Source organism: Neptunitalea chrysea, from assembly GCF_027924145.1.
Lineage (GTDB): Bacteria > Bacteroidota > Bacteroidia > Flavobacteriales > Flavobacteriaceae > Neptunitalea > Neptunitalea chrysea.
Window position 1 is genome coordinate 1 of record NZ_BRVP01000016.1, and the last position, 14,902, is coordinate 14,902.

Sequence of the window (14,902 nt, forward strand, 5' to 3'; positions counted from 1 at the left end):
GTTATTTAGAAAAAAATATCTTATGAAGAAATTGATTTTTGTATTTTTCTTGGGGTTTTTGCATGTTTATGTAGTTGCACAAACAAAGAAAACTGTTGTTAAAAAACATGTTGAGTATTTGGCTTCTGATAAGTTGCAAGGGCGTAATGTAGGAACCAAAGGGATAGAAAAGGCAGCTACTTATATTGAGAGGTATTTTAAAAAAAATAAAGTGAAACCATTTTTCTCTAGCTATAGAGATACTTTGGGGAATTTAAGAAAGGTAGCTTTTAATGTTGTAGGGGTTGTACCTGGTACTGATGAGGAGCTAAAAAACGAATATGTGGTTATTGGGGCACATTACGATCATATAGGTTTTAAAAAGGAAGCGAATAGTCAGGATAGTATTGCAAACGGAGCCAATGACGATGCTTCTGGTACGGCTGCGGTTTTGGAGTTTGCTAAATATTTTTCTAAAAAGCATACAAACAAAAGAAGTATAATATTTGTGTTGTTTACAGCAGAGGAAATGGGACTTTTAGGATCTGAATATTTTGCTGATAGACTACGAGAGCAGAATGTTAATGTTTATTGTATGCTTAATTTTGAGATGATTGGAGTACCTATGAAAGGTGATGCAATGAGTTATGTAACCGGATATGATATGTCTAATATCGCAGAAGTAATTAATAAAAAGGCGGACACCAAATTAGCTGGTTTTTTACCAACGGCTAAAAAATATCAATTGTTTAAAAGGTCAGATAATTTTTCGTTTTATTCGGTATTTGCCGTGCCTTCTCATACTTTTAGCACCTTCGATTTTACAAATTTCGATCATTATCATGGCGTTAATGATGAGGCCGATCAAATGGATTATCTGCATATGACTCAATTTATTAATCAATTTATTCCTGCCATTACCTATGTGTGTAATGAAACAGCGAATGTGGTTAAATTAAAATAGAATGAAAAATGTTATTGTAACAGGAGCTAGTAGAGGTATTGGTTATGGATTAATTCAGTTACTAGCTCAATCAGATTGCAACGTATTGGCTATTTCCCGAGATCAATCTAGAATTAAGGAATTAAATATAGAAACGGTTAAAGGAATGGCACTTGATATCACCTTAGAAGAGGGGTTTAATAGTGTGGTAAGTTTTATTGAAGAGGCTTGGGAAGGCAAAGTAGATGTTCTTATAAATAATGCTGGGTTTTTAATAAATAAACCTTTTCAAGAGCTTACCAAGGATGATTTTATGAAGGTTTATGACGTAAACGTTTTTGGAGTTGCCCAAATGATTCAGACTGTACTTCCATTTATGAGCTCTGACGGACATGTGGTTACTATTAGTTCTATGGGAGGTATTCAGGGCAGTTTTAAGTTTGCCGGACTAGCAGCTTACAGTTCTAGTAAAGGAGCTGTTATTACATTGTCTGAATTACTTGCAGAGGAGTATAAAGAGAAAGGACCATCTTTTAATGTATTGGCATTAGGAGCAGTTCAAACGGAGATGTTAGAAGAAGCATTTCCGGGTTATAAGGCTCCTATAACAGCAAATGAAATGGCATCATATATAAAGACGTTTGCTCTTGAGGGTGCAAAATTTTATAATGGTAAAGTTTTACAAGTTTCTAGCTCAACGCCTTAAATAAATGGATACGGTTTTAGAAAAATATTTACCTGAAAAAGCTGTTGCTGCATGTTTGGAGTTGATAAAGACAAATCATGTGCATTTAAAGATAGTAAATGAAAGATTGACAAGGCATGGCGATTATAGAAAGAACCCTGATGGGAGTCATCAAATTACAGTAAATTCAAGTTTAAATAAATATAAATTTCTAATTACATTAATTCACGAAATAGCACATTTGGTAGCCTTTAAAAAGTATGGAAATACAATAAAACCGCATGGAAAAGAGTGGAAGCATACCTTTAGAGAGCTTATGTTGCCATTTATACATCCGGCAATTTTTCCATCTAAATTATTATCGGTAGTGGCAAATCATTTTAAAAATCCCACGGCTAGCAGTGATACAGATGCTAAATTAGCATTAAGTTTACATCAGTACGATAAAAAGACTGATAAAAATTATATATTTGAAGTACCATATGGAGAAAAATTCAGAATATATAACGGAAAAATATTCAAAAAAGGGAATAAACGCATAAAGCGTTATGAGTGTGTAGAAATTTCTTCAGGTAAAATATATCTTTTTCAGCCTCATGCAGAAGTTGAGCTTTTGTTTTGACAACAAACATCTAACAACTAATTATGAATAAGAATTATTATGCAATTTTAATGGCGGGTGGCGTAGGATCACGATTTTGGCCAGTAAGCAAAAATGACTTTCCAAAACAGTTTCACGATATGCTAGGGACAGGTGAAACATTGATACAAAAAACTTTTGGGAGGTTAAGTAAATTAATTCCAAGTGAAAATATCTTAATATTAACTAATGAAAAGTATAATGATTTAGTACTTGAACAATTGCCTGAGGTAACAGAAAGACAAGTATTGCTAGAACCTGCAATGAGGAATACTGCTCCTTGTATTTTGTATGCTTCTATGAAAATTCAAAAAGAAAATCCGGATGCTGTAATGATTGTGGCACCAAGTGATCATTGGATAGAGGATGAAGATACTTTCATAAATGATGTAAATGAGTGTTTTGAGGCTTGTGAGAAAACAGATATATTAGTAACACTAGGAATTAAGCCAACATTTCCTAATACAGGGTATGGATATATAAAGTTTGAAAAGGAATGTGAAGATGCTATTAAAAAGGTAGCTCAGTTTACTGAGAAACCTGATTATGAAACGGCAAAGAAATTTTTAATAACAAAGAGTTATTTATGGAATGCTGGTATTTTTATCTGGAGTGCTAAAAGTATTGTTAGTGCATTTGAAAAGTATCAGGATGAAATGACGGCTCTTTTCAGAAAAGGGATCGATGATTACAATACGGATGGAGAACAGGCTTTTATAGATGAGAACTATCCGAAGGCAGAGAATATCTCAATTGATTATGCTATTCTTGAAAATGCACCTAACGTATATGTACTACCGGTTTCATTTGATTGGAACGATTTAGGTACTTGGGGTTCTTTGCACGCAAAATTAGAAAAGGATCATAACGATAATGCTGTTGTTAATGCCAAGACATTACTTATTGAGGCTTCTAATAATATTATTAGAACGAGCAGTAAGGATAAAATAGTGGTGGTAGATGGCCTTTCTGATTATATTATTGTAGATAAGGATGATGTGCTAATTATTTATCCTAAAAAGAAAGAACAGGATATTAAAAAAATAAGAAACGAAGTAAAAGATATCTTTGGAGAGCATTTAGCGTAGTATGAAGAGAACGTCTGAAAAGAATGATGAAGTTGAAGGTGAATTAGATAATTCTACTACCGAAGTAAAAAAAGATTTTACAGGTTTTATTGGGAGTCTTAAAAAGTTTTTGGTAGATCTTCTAGATATTCGAGAGAATACAGATAGCAAAAGTACCATAGAGGGTATTAAGGCTGATATACCTTTTAAAGGACATACTGCATGGATTTTAGTATGCTCTATTTTTATAGCGTCTATTGGGTTAAATGCTAATTCTAATCCCGTAGTGATAGGGGCGATGTTAATTTCGCCTTTAATGGGGCCTATTTTAGGAATGGGACTATCACTTGCTATTAACGATATTGATACGCTAAAAAGGTCGCTAAATAACTTTTTGGTCATGGTGGGGCTAAGTGTACTAACAGCCTTTTTATTTTTTAGTTTTTTTCCACTTAAAGATCAATCTTCAGAATTATTAGCCAGAACACAACCAGATATTAGAGATGTTTTAATAGCCTTTTTTGGAGGTATGGCGGTTGTTATTGCCCGTGCTAAAAGAGGTACCATTGCAAGTGTAATTTTTGGAGTAGCTATTGCAACGGCATTGATGCCTCCTTTGTGTACTGTAGGGTATGGCTTGGCAGTATGGCAACCAGATTTCTTTTTAGGTGCTTTATATCTTTTTGTAATTAATACCATTTTTATTGGCTTGGCAACTTATTTGGTACTTAAGGTGCTTAAGCTTCCTATGGTGCGCTATGCTAATTCTAAAAGGAGAAAGCGTACTATGCAGCTAGCTTCTGTAGTTGCATTAATTGTTATGGCACCTGCTATCTATACTTTTTATAAAGTATTTCAAGAAGCAGTATTTGTTAACCAGGCTTCTAAATTTATAGATGAACATATTAAAACGTATACGTTTGACGATCAAGGTTTTTTTATTGATAAGTTTTCTACAATCTCTTATAATGATGGTGAAGATTCAACAATAGAGCTTGTTTTTGGAGGTGATGAAGAAATTCCACAGAAAGTGGTAGAAACTTGGATTACTCAAAAAGATAAATATCCGAGATTAAAAGAGGCAAAGCTCGAAATAAAGGGGGGAGGAAAAGATAGAGCGGGGTTAGAGCTTAGTTATATGAAAAAAATTAATGAGTATAACAAAGAGCAAATTAAAACCAAAGATGAGGAGCTTGTTTATCTAAGAGAAGAGCTGGTGAAAGCCCAAAAAAATATAGGAAAACATATTCCGTTTGAAGATGTATCTAAAGAACTAAAAATTAATTATCCTGAAATAGGAATCCTTAGTTATGGTAATTTTGTATCTAATAATTTTAAGAAATTAGATACGGTTACTGTGTTTAACGTAAAATGGAATGATTCAATAAAACTTTCGGAATCCTCAGCTGATAGAATGGCTAAGATACAGGCTTACTTGCGCCAACGACTAAAAGATACTCGTATAGAGGTAAAACAAATGGAGAGCGATTAAGAATTAATCTCTTTCCTCTATATACATTTGTCTAACTTTCTTGAATAACTCGGAAGAATAAACAAAGTCGGTAACGGCTTCGTTATCGGTTTTAAATATTTCTTTGTTAGAGCCTTCCCATTCTTTAAGTCCTTTACTTAAAAAAACTATTTTTTCTCCAATTTCCATAACCGAGTTCATGTCGTGTGTATTAATTACGGTAGTAATGTTATACTCATTAGTAATTTCATGAATAAGGTTATCAATTACGATGGCTGTTTTAGGGTCTAGCCCAGAGTTGGGTTCATCGCAAAATAAATATTTTGGTTTGTTGGCAATAGCACGTGCTATTGCAACTCTTTTTTGCATCCCACCTGATATTTCGGCAGGAAGTTTATTGTGAGCATCAACTAGATTTACGCGTTTTAATACAAAATCAACTCTGTCTTGCATTTCGCTTCTAGATTGATTTGTAAACATCTTAAGCGGAAACATAACATTTTCCTCTACGGTCATAGAATCGAATAAAGCACTACCTTGAAACACCATTCCCATTTTCTGACGGAGTTCGATACGTTCATCGGCAGTCATTTGAGAATAGGGTTGATTGTTGTAATATATGGTTCCTTGTTCAGGAGTAAATAATCCTAGTAAAGATTTTAGAAAAACAGTTTTACCAGATCCACTTTGACCTATAATAAGATTAGTTTTACCACTTTCAAAAGTGGTACTAACTCCTTTTAGGATGTGTGATTCTCCAAACGATTTATGTAAATTTTCAACTGTAATCATAATTGTTTATCCTAAGAGTAATTGAGTGATAAAATAGTTAAGTAGAATGATAACTATACTTGTCCATACAAATGAAGTTGTACTTGCTTTTCCAACTTCAAGTGCTCCTCCCTTCATGTAATATCCATGATATGATGGAATAGTCGCTAGAATAAAAGCAAAAACAATTGTTTTTATAAAAGCATAAGTAATGTGAAAAGGAATAAGATTTGACTGAACCCCTTGAATAAAGTCGGCGCTGTTAGTGTATCCTCCGTATACAGAAGCAGCCCATCCTCCTAAAATACCTAAAAACATACTGGTTGCTACCATAAAAGGATATAGCATAAGCGCAACAATTTTTGGTAATACAAGATAATTAAGAGGGTTTATACCCATAACCTCCAAAGCATCTATTTGTTCTGTTACACGCATGGTTCCTATGCTAGAGGTAATGTAAGATCCCATTTTTCCAGCCATAATTATAGAAGTAAAGGTGGGACCAAACTCCAAAATAACCGATTGTCTGGTAGCAAAACCAACTAAGTATTTCGGAATTAAAGGATTGTCTATATTAAGAGCAGTTTGTATAGCAACTACCCCTCCAATAAAAAAGGAAATAAATATAACAATACCTAGAGAGCCATAAATAAGGTCTTCTACTTCTTTTAAAATAAGGTTTTTTGTGATAGACCATTTTGTAGGCTTATAGAAAACATTTCCAATCATTAAGAAATAGCTTCCAATTGCGTGTAAATATTTCATTTGTCTAAGTTACGATGCTAAAGTAAAAAAAAATTACAGTTTAACTGTTTTAACCTTGTTTTAAAGTTTCAGAAAACTGAATAGATTACATTTGCTTAAAAATATAGTAAAATGCAAAGAAATATTTTAGTAGTACTTTTTTTGGTTTGTACGATGAGCTTGTATGCGCAAAAAGAGACTTATGAACAACCTAAGTTAGTTGTGGGTATTGTAGTAGATCAAATGCGATACGATTATATTCCGAGGTTTTGGAATAGATACGGAGAAGGAGGTTTTAAGCGCTTGGTAACAGAAGGGTTTAATTGTAAAAATAATCAGTACAATTATGCTCCTACTAAAACAGGTCCTGGCCATGCTTCTATTTACACAGGAACTACGCCTGCAACACATGGAATTATAGGAAATGATTGGTATGATAAAGTAACTAAAACAACCGTTTATTGTGCGCAAGATGATAGTGTACAACCTGTAGGTACTACCAGTATGTCTCATAAAATGTCTCCTATGCGTTTAATAGCAACTACTATGACAGACCAGTTAAAACTTGCTACGCAAGGTAGAGGTAAAGTTATTGGTGTTTCATTAAAAGATAGAGGAGCTATATTACCAGCAGGTCATGCTGCGGATTACGCATTTTGGTTTCAAGGGAAAGACGAGGGGGCTTGGATTACTAGTAGTTTCTATACAAATGAATTGCCTAAATGGGTTGCTAAGTTTAATAAATCTAAAGCAGCCGAAGTATATAAAAAGCCATGGAATACTTTGTATAATATCAATACCTATGTAGAAAGTGGAACTGATGATAATGATTTTGAAGGAAAGTTTACAGGGGAGGAAAGACCTGTTTTTCCTCATGAATTAAAAAAACTTTGGTTGTTGAATAAAGGGTTTGATATTATTAAAGCAACTCCTTACGGAAATAGCTTAACGGCAGATTTTGCTATTGAAGCTATCAAAAATGAGGAAATGGGTGCCGATGATATTACTGATTTTTTAGCAGTTAGTTTTTCTTCTACAGATTACGTGGGGCATAAATTTGGAGTAAATTCAATTGAAGTGGAAGATACCTATTTACGATTAGATAAGGATTTGGAAAGAATCTTAAATTTCTTAGATGCTCAAGTAGGAAAAGGAAATTATACTGTTTTCCTTACTGCTGACCATGCAGCTGTGTATCCACCATCTTATTTACAATCAAGAAATATTCCTGCAGGATATATCGATAATAAAGCCATAAAAGAAAAGTTAACCACTTTTTTAACGGATAAATATGGTACCGCTAAGGTAATTGAAAATGCCTCAAATAATCAGCTATTTTTGAATATGGAAGAGCTTACTAAGTTAAACTTAGATGTAACTCAGGTTGAAAATGAGATTGCAGCTGAACTAAGAACATATGAGACTATTGCACAGGTGTATACAGGAACAGAAATGAGAACAAACAATTATACTCAGGGGATTCCTTCTAGATTACAAAAAGGATATAATCATACCAGATCTGGAAATGTGCTTATTGTTTTTGATCCGGCTTTTATAAGTTATAGTACTACGGGTTCAACACATGGTTCTGCCTATAGATATGATACTCATGTGCCTTTATTATTGTATGGATTTGGGATTAAACCTGGTAAGACTTATGAGCAAACAGAAATAACCGATTTAGCACCAACAATTTGTGCATTATTAGGTATTTCTTTTCCTGATGGTGCTATAGGAAATCCTATAGATAAAGCGTTGAATTAATGTTTACCGGTTAATTTTTTTAAAATTCCGGCATAACGATATTTTCTAATAAAAACACCTTCTTCATTGGTAACAATGTAAGGTGTTTTTTTTATGGAATGCTCTAGATAGCCTGCTATATTGTTGTAAAATACGCTGTAGCTTCTTTTTTTTAGGGCCATTTTTAAAGATGCTATAACGGTTATAATAATGCCATATCTTATTTTATACATAGCTTCTCCTTGCATTCTAATGGCTTTTTTGTTGTATGAGTTTCCGGTGGGTCTAAGGTGTTTAACTTTTAAATCTTTTAGCGTTTTAGTTTCAAAATTATGGTAATGGGCTAAAAGTTCGTCAACAGTATCCCATCCTATAGAAGTTCTTAAACCGTTCATTTTATTAAAACATTCAACCGAGTACGATTTAATAGGGCCTCGGGTATGATCCTTGTCAGCTATCGGTTCATATACCCATATCCCATCTTTTGATTCTATATAGCATAAACCACTACACATACCTAAATATTTATTGTTTTTATATGCTGCAGAAATCTCTTCTAAATAATTTTCTGGAAAAATTATATCTGCATCAAATTTGCATACAATATCATACTCGTTAAGCTGAGCTTTGGATAGCCCTTTATAAAAAGCCTGAACTACTTTTGCTCCTGGAATATGCTCACTTTTTTCTTGAGTAGTTACTTTTTGAATGAAAGCGAAATTTCTAGAAAACTCATCAATAATATTTTCCGTGGTATCGGTGGAGTTATCGTTAACTATAATAACTTTTTTAGGGAGTACGGTTTGATGAGTTAAACTGTCTAATGATAGTTTTAAACTTTTCTCTTCATTATAAGCAGGAATAATGATTAGAATTTGCATAGTTTATTTGTAATAATTAGGGGTTATTGTGCTGATTTATTATTATTTTCGTTGTAATTGTAAAAAAACAGTTAAATAAATGTAGTTATTATTATATTTAAATTTCAAAAACTCGAAGCAATGCAAAAAAACTACCTTTCAACAATCTTTCTGTTGTGTCTTTTTCTTATGGTTTTAAGCCATCAGGAAATAAAGGCCAACCATTTTAAAATACCAAAAATATCAAAAACAATTGGTAAGAGTGGAAGTTTAACATCTTTTAATCCTACTTTACCAATTCATAAAGCCATAGGAGGTACTTCCTCGGAGGTGTATGTGTGTGATGATGTATCTAATATAACAACAGTTTCAATAGCTCAAACATCGGTTGATTTTACATGGACTCAAGGTGGAACAGAAACTGCATGGGAGTATGTTGTGCAGGTTGCAGGAACTGGAGTGCCTACTGCAAACGGTGCAGCTGCTGGTAGTACATCTGTAAATGAAGGAAGTTTAGTAGCTGGTGAAGATTATGAAATTTATGTAAGATCAGATTGTGGTTCTGGTGGTTATGGTAACTGGATTGGGCCCGTAAACTTTACTACCTTATGTGGAGATGTATCTAATATAGTGGTTAGTGATATAACAGATGTAGATGCAGATGTTGTATGGGATGTAGCAGGCGCAGAGAATAACTGGGAATATGTAGTGCAACTAGCCGGTACAGGTACTCCAGGTGGTAGTGGTGTCTCGTCAGGTAGCAATAGTGTGACATTGTCTGGGTTAACTGCTGAAACAAACTATGAAATTTACGTAAGATCAGATTGTGGTTCTGGTAATTACGGTAGTTGGGTTGGGCCTATTAATTTTACGACTACGATTCAAACAGATTATATAGTTGATTGTACTACTGGTGGTACAGACGTAATTTATTGCTATGACAATAACGATGATACGTTGTTTTACTTTTCTACAACAACAGCATATACCATCTTAAATGTAGTGTTCAATGATGGTCTGGTAGAAGATAATGTAGATGTTATTAATGTATATGATAGTGATGGAACAACAGTATTGTATTCAGGATATGGAAATTTGGGTGATTTAGCCGGATTGTCTTTTTCCTCTTCAGGTGCTGGTATTTATGTTGAAATTTTATCCGATGGTGCTAACAGTTGTGCTACAGGTGAAATTTTTGGTTCTTTAGATATGAGTGTTTCTTGTGCTACGTGTACGCCACAAGATGTTGTTTTTGAAGTTTTTAATGATTGCGATAATGCTCCTGGTTTTTACGTAAACGTATTGATTAATGATATGGGGTCTGCAACAACCTTACTAATTGAAGATGATCAGGGGAGTGCTGTAGAGGTAGCTACAGTGGCCGACTTGTATAAAATAGGGCCATATGCAAACGGAACAAATGTAGAAGTTACCGTTACGAATGGAGATAATCCATTGTGTTTTGTAGAAAGTGATGTTCTTACGCAGACTACTTGTCCGCCAATGAGTACTAGTGAAACTGAGTATACTTATGAAGAGCTGGTAAAAGAGGTTTTAATTGGGTATGAGTGCTCGGAGGTATATAATGTTCAAGGGTCTACAGGGCTTAATTATGGGGTTGATTATAATGGAATAGGATATTTTTACAATTCGGATAATTTTGATTTTACTTCTGGGGTAGTTTTGTCTACGGGAGATATAGATGACGTTCCGGGACCAAATACTGGGAATAATTCTGGAGGAACACTAGGGTGGTTAGGAGATCCATACTTAACTACATTAGCTTCTCAGGTTTTACCTAACCCCACCACTACTTATAACGAGTCTTATTTGGAATTTGATTTTGTTCCACAGACCGATTTTATAAGTTTTGATTTCGTATTTGCTTCTATGGAGTATCAGGCGGCATTTGAATGTACATATTCGGATGTATTTGCTTTTGTCTTAACCGACCCTAATGGGGTGTCTACTAATTTAGCGGTTATACCAGGTACATCTCCGCCGCAACCTGTTACGGTTGTAAGTGTTCATGGTGGTGTTGGATCATGTGGGCCTGCCAATGCAGCTTATTTTAATGATTATATAGCCGTAGGAAGTGGCTCTATTAATTTTAATGGGTATACCACAGTTTTAACGGCTTCTTCAAATGTTACTGTTGGTGAAACGTATCATATAAAATTAACCATTGCCGATGCCGGTGATGCTAGTCTTAATTCAGCAGTATTTTTAGGAGCTGGAACCTTCAATATTGGAGATCCACTAGGACCAGATTTAACTCTTACAGATTTAACAGCTCCTTGTGAAGATGAAGAAGTTGTTTTGTCTTCCACAGATGATGGTAATACTACTTTTCAATGGTATTTTGAAGGTAATCCAATACCAGGAGAAACCAATAGCAGTTATACGGTACAATCTATTTCTAATGGAGGTTTAGGCACCGGTACATATGGTTTACAAGCTTTACAAGGAGGTGCAGGTGGATGTTCTAGTACTATAGAGGATGATGTTTTAATTGAATTCGCAGATTTACCAACCGTGAATTCTGTTGATGTGTATTTGATATGTGAAGATATAGATGATGGTTATGAAACATTTGATTTAACTTCTATGCAAGGTGCAATTTTAGGGGGGCAAACAGATGTGAGTTTGTCGTATTACCTAACGGAGCAAGGGGCCGAAGAAGATTTAAGTGCTTATTTGATTAGTAATCCTGCTGCATTTATAAATACGAATCAATATACACAAACGGTTTATGTGCGATTAGAAGATGATATTTTTGGTTGTGTTTCTGTAAATACAATTGATTTATTAGTGTCTAGTGTTATTGTAAATACACCTGATGATTTAGAAGTGTGTGATCAAGTAACTCCGAATGATAGTTTTGAAGAATTTGATTTAACAGTAGTTGAAGATGAAGTAATGTCGGCTATCACAACTCCTTCAGATTATACCATATCATATTATACGAATCAGATTTTTGCGGAAGGTGGTACTTTGTCAGAATCTATTAGTACTCCAGATGCTTTTACCAATACTAATTCTGGATCGCAAACTATTTTTGTACGTGTAGAAAATAATGTTTCTGGGTGCTATGATGTGGTTAGTTTTACTGTAATAGTAAATCAGCTTCCGGGAATAGTAACACCAACACCATTTTACGGTTGTGATGATGATGGAGACGGGTTGGTTACATTTTATTTAAATGAAAAGAATAATGAGATTATTAATGGGCAAACCGCTATAATGGTAACTTATTTTGAAACCATGACCGATTTAGTGGATAATAATGCTCCTTTAAGTAATGTATATCAGTCGACTTCAACAACGATATATGTAAAATTAACCAATGCCGATACTGGCTGCTACAACGTAACGGCCTTAGACTTGATTGTAGTCGCTCCACCAGTAGCTACGGTACCATCTTCTATACAGCTTTGTGATAATGACAATGATGGTTTTGGTTCTTTTGATTTAACCTATGTAGATAATGAGGTAACCCCTAATGATGGGAATACGTATCTAGTAACGTTTTATGGAACCGAGGTAGATGCCCAGAATGGGGTAAACAATTTTAGTAGCCCTTATGAGAATATAGTGCAGGATGCACAAACTATTTATGTACGAGTAGAAAACGAAACCACGGGTTGTTATGATGTAGTTGCTTTAGATTTAATAGTAGAGCCTACCCCTGTAGTACCTATGAATTTGCCAGATTTAGAATATTGTGATGATGTTGTAGCAGATGGTTATACAGAGTTTGATTTAAGTGAACAGGATGCTAATGTATATGATGGTCTAAGTACTTCCGATTATACAATTAGTTATTATTTATCACAAACAGGCGCAGAGATGGGGCTTGGCGCATTGGTTACGTCTTATTATACCAATATAATTCAATATCAACAAGAAATTTTTGTACGGTTAGAGAACAATTTAACAGGTTGTTCTACTATCCGTAGTTTTTTTATTATTGTAAATCCTAATCCTGTAATTAGTTCTTCATATGACCATACACTATCGTTATGTGATGATTTTGGAGAAGCTAATGATGAGACTACAGTATTTGATTTAACGGTAGAGAACGATGAGGTAACAGGTGGTGCTACAGGTTATGGAGTTACGTATTATGAAAGCCTAGCTGATGCAAAGGCCGGGACTAATGCAGTACCTGATGATACAGCATATACCAATGTGCTTGGAAATCCTTATACGATGTATATTAGGGTAGAGGACTTAAATACGGGGTGTTACTCTACTTCAACAGTAACGCTACGCGTGTTGAACAATCCGACTCCGCTATCAGCTATTGAACCTTTAGAGAGTTGTGACGACGACTTGGATGGCGATGAAAACAATGGACAGGTTGAATTTGATTTAACGATAGATGAGGTGGTTTTATTAAACGGGGAGTCCGGTGTAACAGCAATGTATTATGAAACTTATAATGATGCATTTAACGGATTAAATGCTATAGGGAACCCATCTGCATATTATAATATTACGCCATACCAACAAACTATATATGTAGCTGTTACCAATGATAACACAGGTTGTTTAACGATTGTAGATTTTGATCTAATCGTTATCCCATTGCCTGAGTTAACAGTAGAGCCTACGTATTATTTATGTGAGCTTGATAATAACGATGAGGAGGTTGTTCCACTTACCGATATGGATAGTTGGGTGTTAGCCGGGGCTGCCACCGGAGGTTATGAAATCTCTTATTACGAAACAGAGTCCGATGCTATCGCAGACCAATATCAGTATGCAGGACCTAATATTACGGTATATGGTACAGAGAGTATAGCAGTACGTGTGCAAGATACCCTTACCGGTTGTGTGCAAACACTTGCCTATACGATAGATATAGAACAAGCACCATTAGCTACTCCTCCTGATGTATATGCACTCTGTGAGAGCTTAGGAACTGATGGTTATTATAACAATGATGGGGTAGAGGTGTTTAACTTAACACTTTCTGCAGCAGCGGTGTTAGGGGGGCAGGATGCCACTGTTTATACAGTAACCTTATATGAAACCTATGCCGATGCAGAAAATCAACAAAATGAGCTGCCTGTAGATGAATGGGATGCATATGAAACGGGAAGTAATACTTTGTATGCTATAGTAACTAATAATAGTACAGGATGTATAAATGGAGATCCAATTACAATTGTACTTGAAGTGGAGTCGTTACCTGAGGTGGTATTAGATGAGTTAGGAGGCATTGTATGTGTAGATGCTACGAACAATCCTATAATAGGAACGGATTTAGGAGCGGGTTATACTTATGCATGGAATACCGGAGCTACATCTCCAACAATAGAGATTACCGAAGGAGGTGAATATTATGTTACCATAACTGATATTAACAGTTATAACCAGTGTAGTTATGAGAGTAACCATGTGTATTTAGAAGAAGCATCGTTGCCATCTGTGACCCCTATGGTGCTGCAATCTGAGATGTTTAATGGAGAGAATCGAGTAGAGGTTATATCGGAAGGAGTAGGGGTATCAGATTTCGAATATCAGTTAGATAATGAACCGATGCAGAGTAGTGGATTGTTTACTGGAATAGAGCCGGGAATACATACAATAACGATAACAGAGATGAATGGTTGTGGTAGTTTAACTTTAGAGATAAGTGTGATAGACTATATGAAATACTTTACTCCGAACGGGGATGGTGTCAATGATACTTGGAGGGTGATTGGATTGGAGAGCCAAACCAATGCACAGATATTTATATTTGACAGACAAGGTAAACTTGTAAAGCAAATGAGTTCTACCAGTGATGGGTGGAATGGTACTTACAATGGTAATATGCTGCCATCCAGCGATTATTGGTTTAAGGTGGTATACACAGAACCAAACACTGGAGAAGTAAAAGAGTTTAATAGTCATTTTACATTGAAAAGATAAATTTTAGAGCTTTATTTAATAATTAAGATTAAATACTTCGTGGGCTTGTCCCGAAGTAGTTTACTAAAAATAAAAAA

Annotated in this window: 10 protein-coding genes; 7 read left to right on the forward strand and 3 right to left on the reverse strand. The window is 34.8% G+C overall.

Features of this window, described 5'->3' with window-relative positions; all coding sequences use genetic code 11:
• From NBRC110019_RS11805 to NBRC110019_RS11825, 5 genes are all read left to right on the forward strand, one after another.
• Positions 1 to 943: M28 family metallopeptidase (locus NBRC110019_RS11805; protein ID WP_281755086.1), on the forward strand; the 943-nt coding region annotated here is incomplete at its 5' end.
• Between the two features lies 1 nt (position 944).
• The gene (locus NBRC110019_RS11810) at positions 945 to 1,628 is read left to right on the forward strand and encodes an SDR family NAD(P)-dependent oxidoreductase (protein WP_281755089.1); all 684 of its coding nucleotides are present in this window, start codon (positions 945 to 947) and stop codon (positions 1,626 to 1,628) included.
• 4 nt (positions 1,629 to 1,632) lie between these two features.
• Positions 1,633 to 2,229, forward strand: a complete 597-nt coding sequence (locus NBRC110019_RS11815) for a SprT-like domain-containing protein (RefSeq protein WP_281755091.1) — start codon at positions 1,633 to 1,635, stop codon at positions 2,227 to 2,229.
• A gap of 23 nt (positions 2,230 to 2,252) precedes the next feature.
• The gene (locus tag NBRC110019_RS11820) at positions 2,253 to 3,335 is read left to right on the forward strand and encodes a mannose-1-phosphate guanylyltransferase (protein ID WP_281755093.1); all 1,083 of its coding nucleotides are present in this window, start codon (positions 2,253 to 2,255) and stop codon (positions 3,333 to 3,335) included.
• Position 3,336: 1 nt separating this feature from the next.
• Positions 3,337 to 4,806: a DUF389 domain-containing protein gene (locus NBRC110019_RS11825; RefSeq protein WP_281755095.1), complete on the forward strand. Its 1,470-nt coding sequence runs from the start codon at positions 3,337 to 3,339 to the stop codon at positions 4,804 to 4,806.
• Positions 4,807 to 4,809: 3 nt separating this feature from the next.
• On the opposite strand, the gene NBRC110019_RS11830 is transcribed toward NBRC110019_RS11825, so the two are convergent.
• Together NBRC110019_RS11830 and NBRC110019_RS11835 are read right to left on the reverse strand one after the other, a co-directional pair.
• Complete coding sequence (locus NBRC110019_RS11830) at positions 4,810 to 5,577, reverse strand: ABC transporter ATP-binding protein (protein ID WP_281755097.1); 768 nt, start codon at positions 5,575 to 5,577, stop codon at positions 4,810 to 4,812.
• A 6-nt stretch (positions 5,578 to 5,583) separates the two neighbouring features.
• Positions 5,584 to 6,321, reverse strand: coding sequence for an MlaE family ABC transporter permease (locus NBRC110019_RS11835; RefSeq protein ID WP_281755099.1), 738 nt, complete (start codon positions 6,319 to 6,321; stop codon positions 5,584 to 5,586).
• Positions 6,322 to 6,432: 111 nt separating this feature from the next.
• Here NBRC110019_RS11835 and pafA point away from each other — a divergent pair, with 111 nt between their 5' ends.
• Entirely contained in the window at positions 6,433 to 8,064 is a 1,632-nt protein-coding gene (gene pafA, locus NBRC110019_RS11840; protein ID WP_281755100.1) for an alkaline phosphatase PafA, read from the forward strand.
• Here the strand turns inward: pafA and NBRC110019_RS11845 are convergent.
• Positions 8,061 to 8,924 carry a glycosyltransferase family 2 protein gene (locus tag NBRC110019_RS11845; protein ID WP_281755101.1) on the reverse strand — a complete coding sequence of 288 codons (864 nt, stop codon included), beginning with the start codon at positions 8,922 to 8,924 and terminating at the stop codon, positions 8,061 to 8,063. The two genes, pafA and NBRC110019_RS11845, sit on opposite strands and share 4 nt — an antisense overlap.
• Positions 8,925 to 9,044: 120 nt before the next feature.
• Here NBRC110019_RS11845 and NBRC110019_RS11850 point away from each other — a divergent pair, with 120 nt between their 5' ends.
• A complete protein-coding gene (locus NBRC110019_RS11850) occupies positions 9,045 to 14,825 on the forward strand; it encodes a T9SS type B sorting domain-containing protein (RefSeq protein WP_281755102.1) in 5,781 nt (1,926 codons plus the stop codon).
• The last annotated feature ends 77 nt before the right edge of the window (positions 14,826 to 14,902 follow it).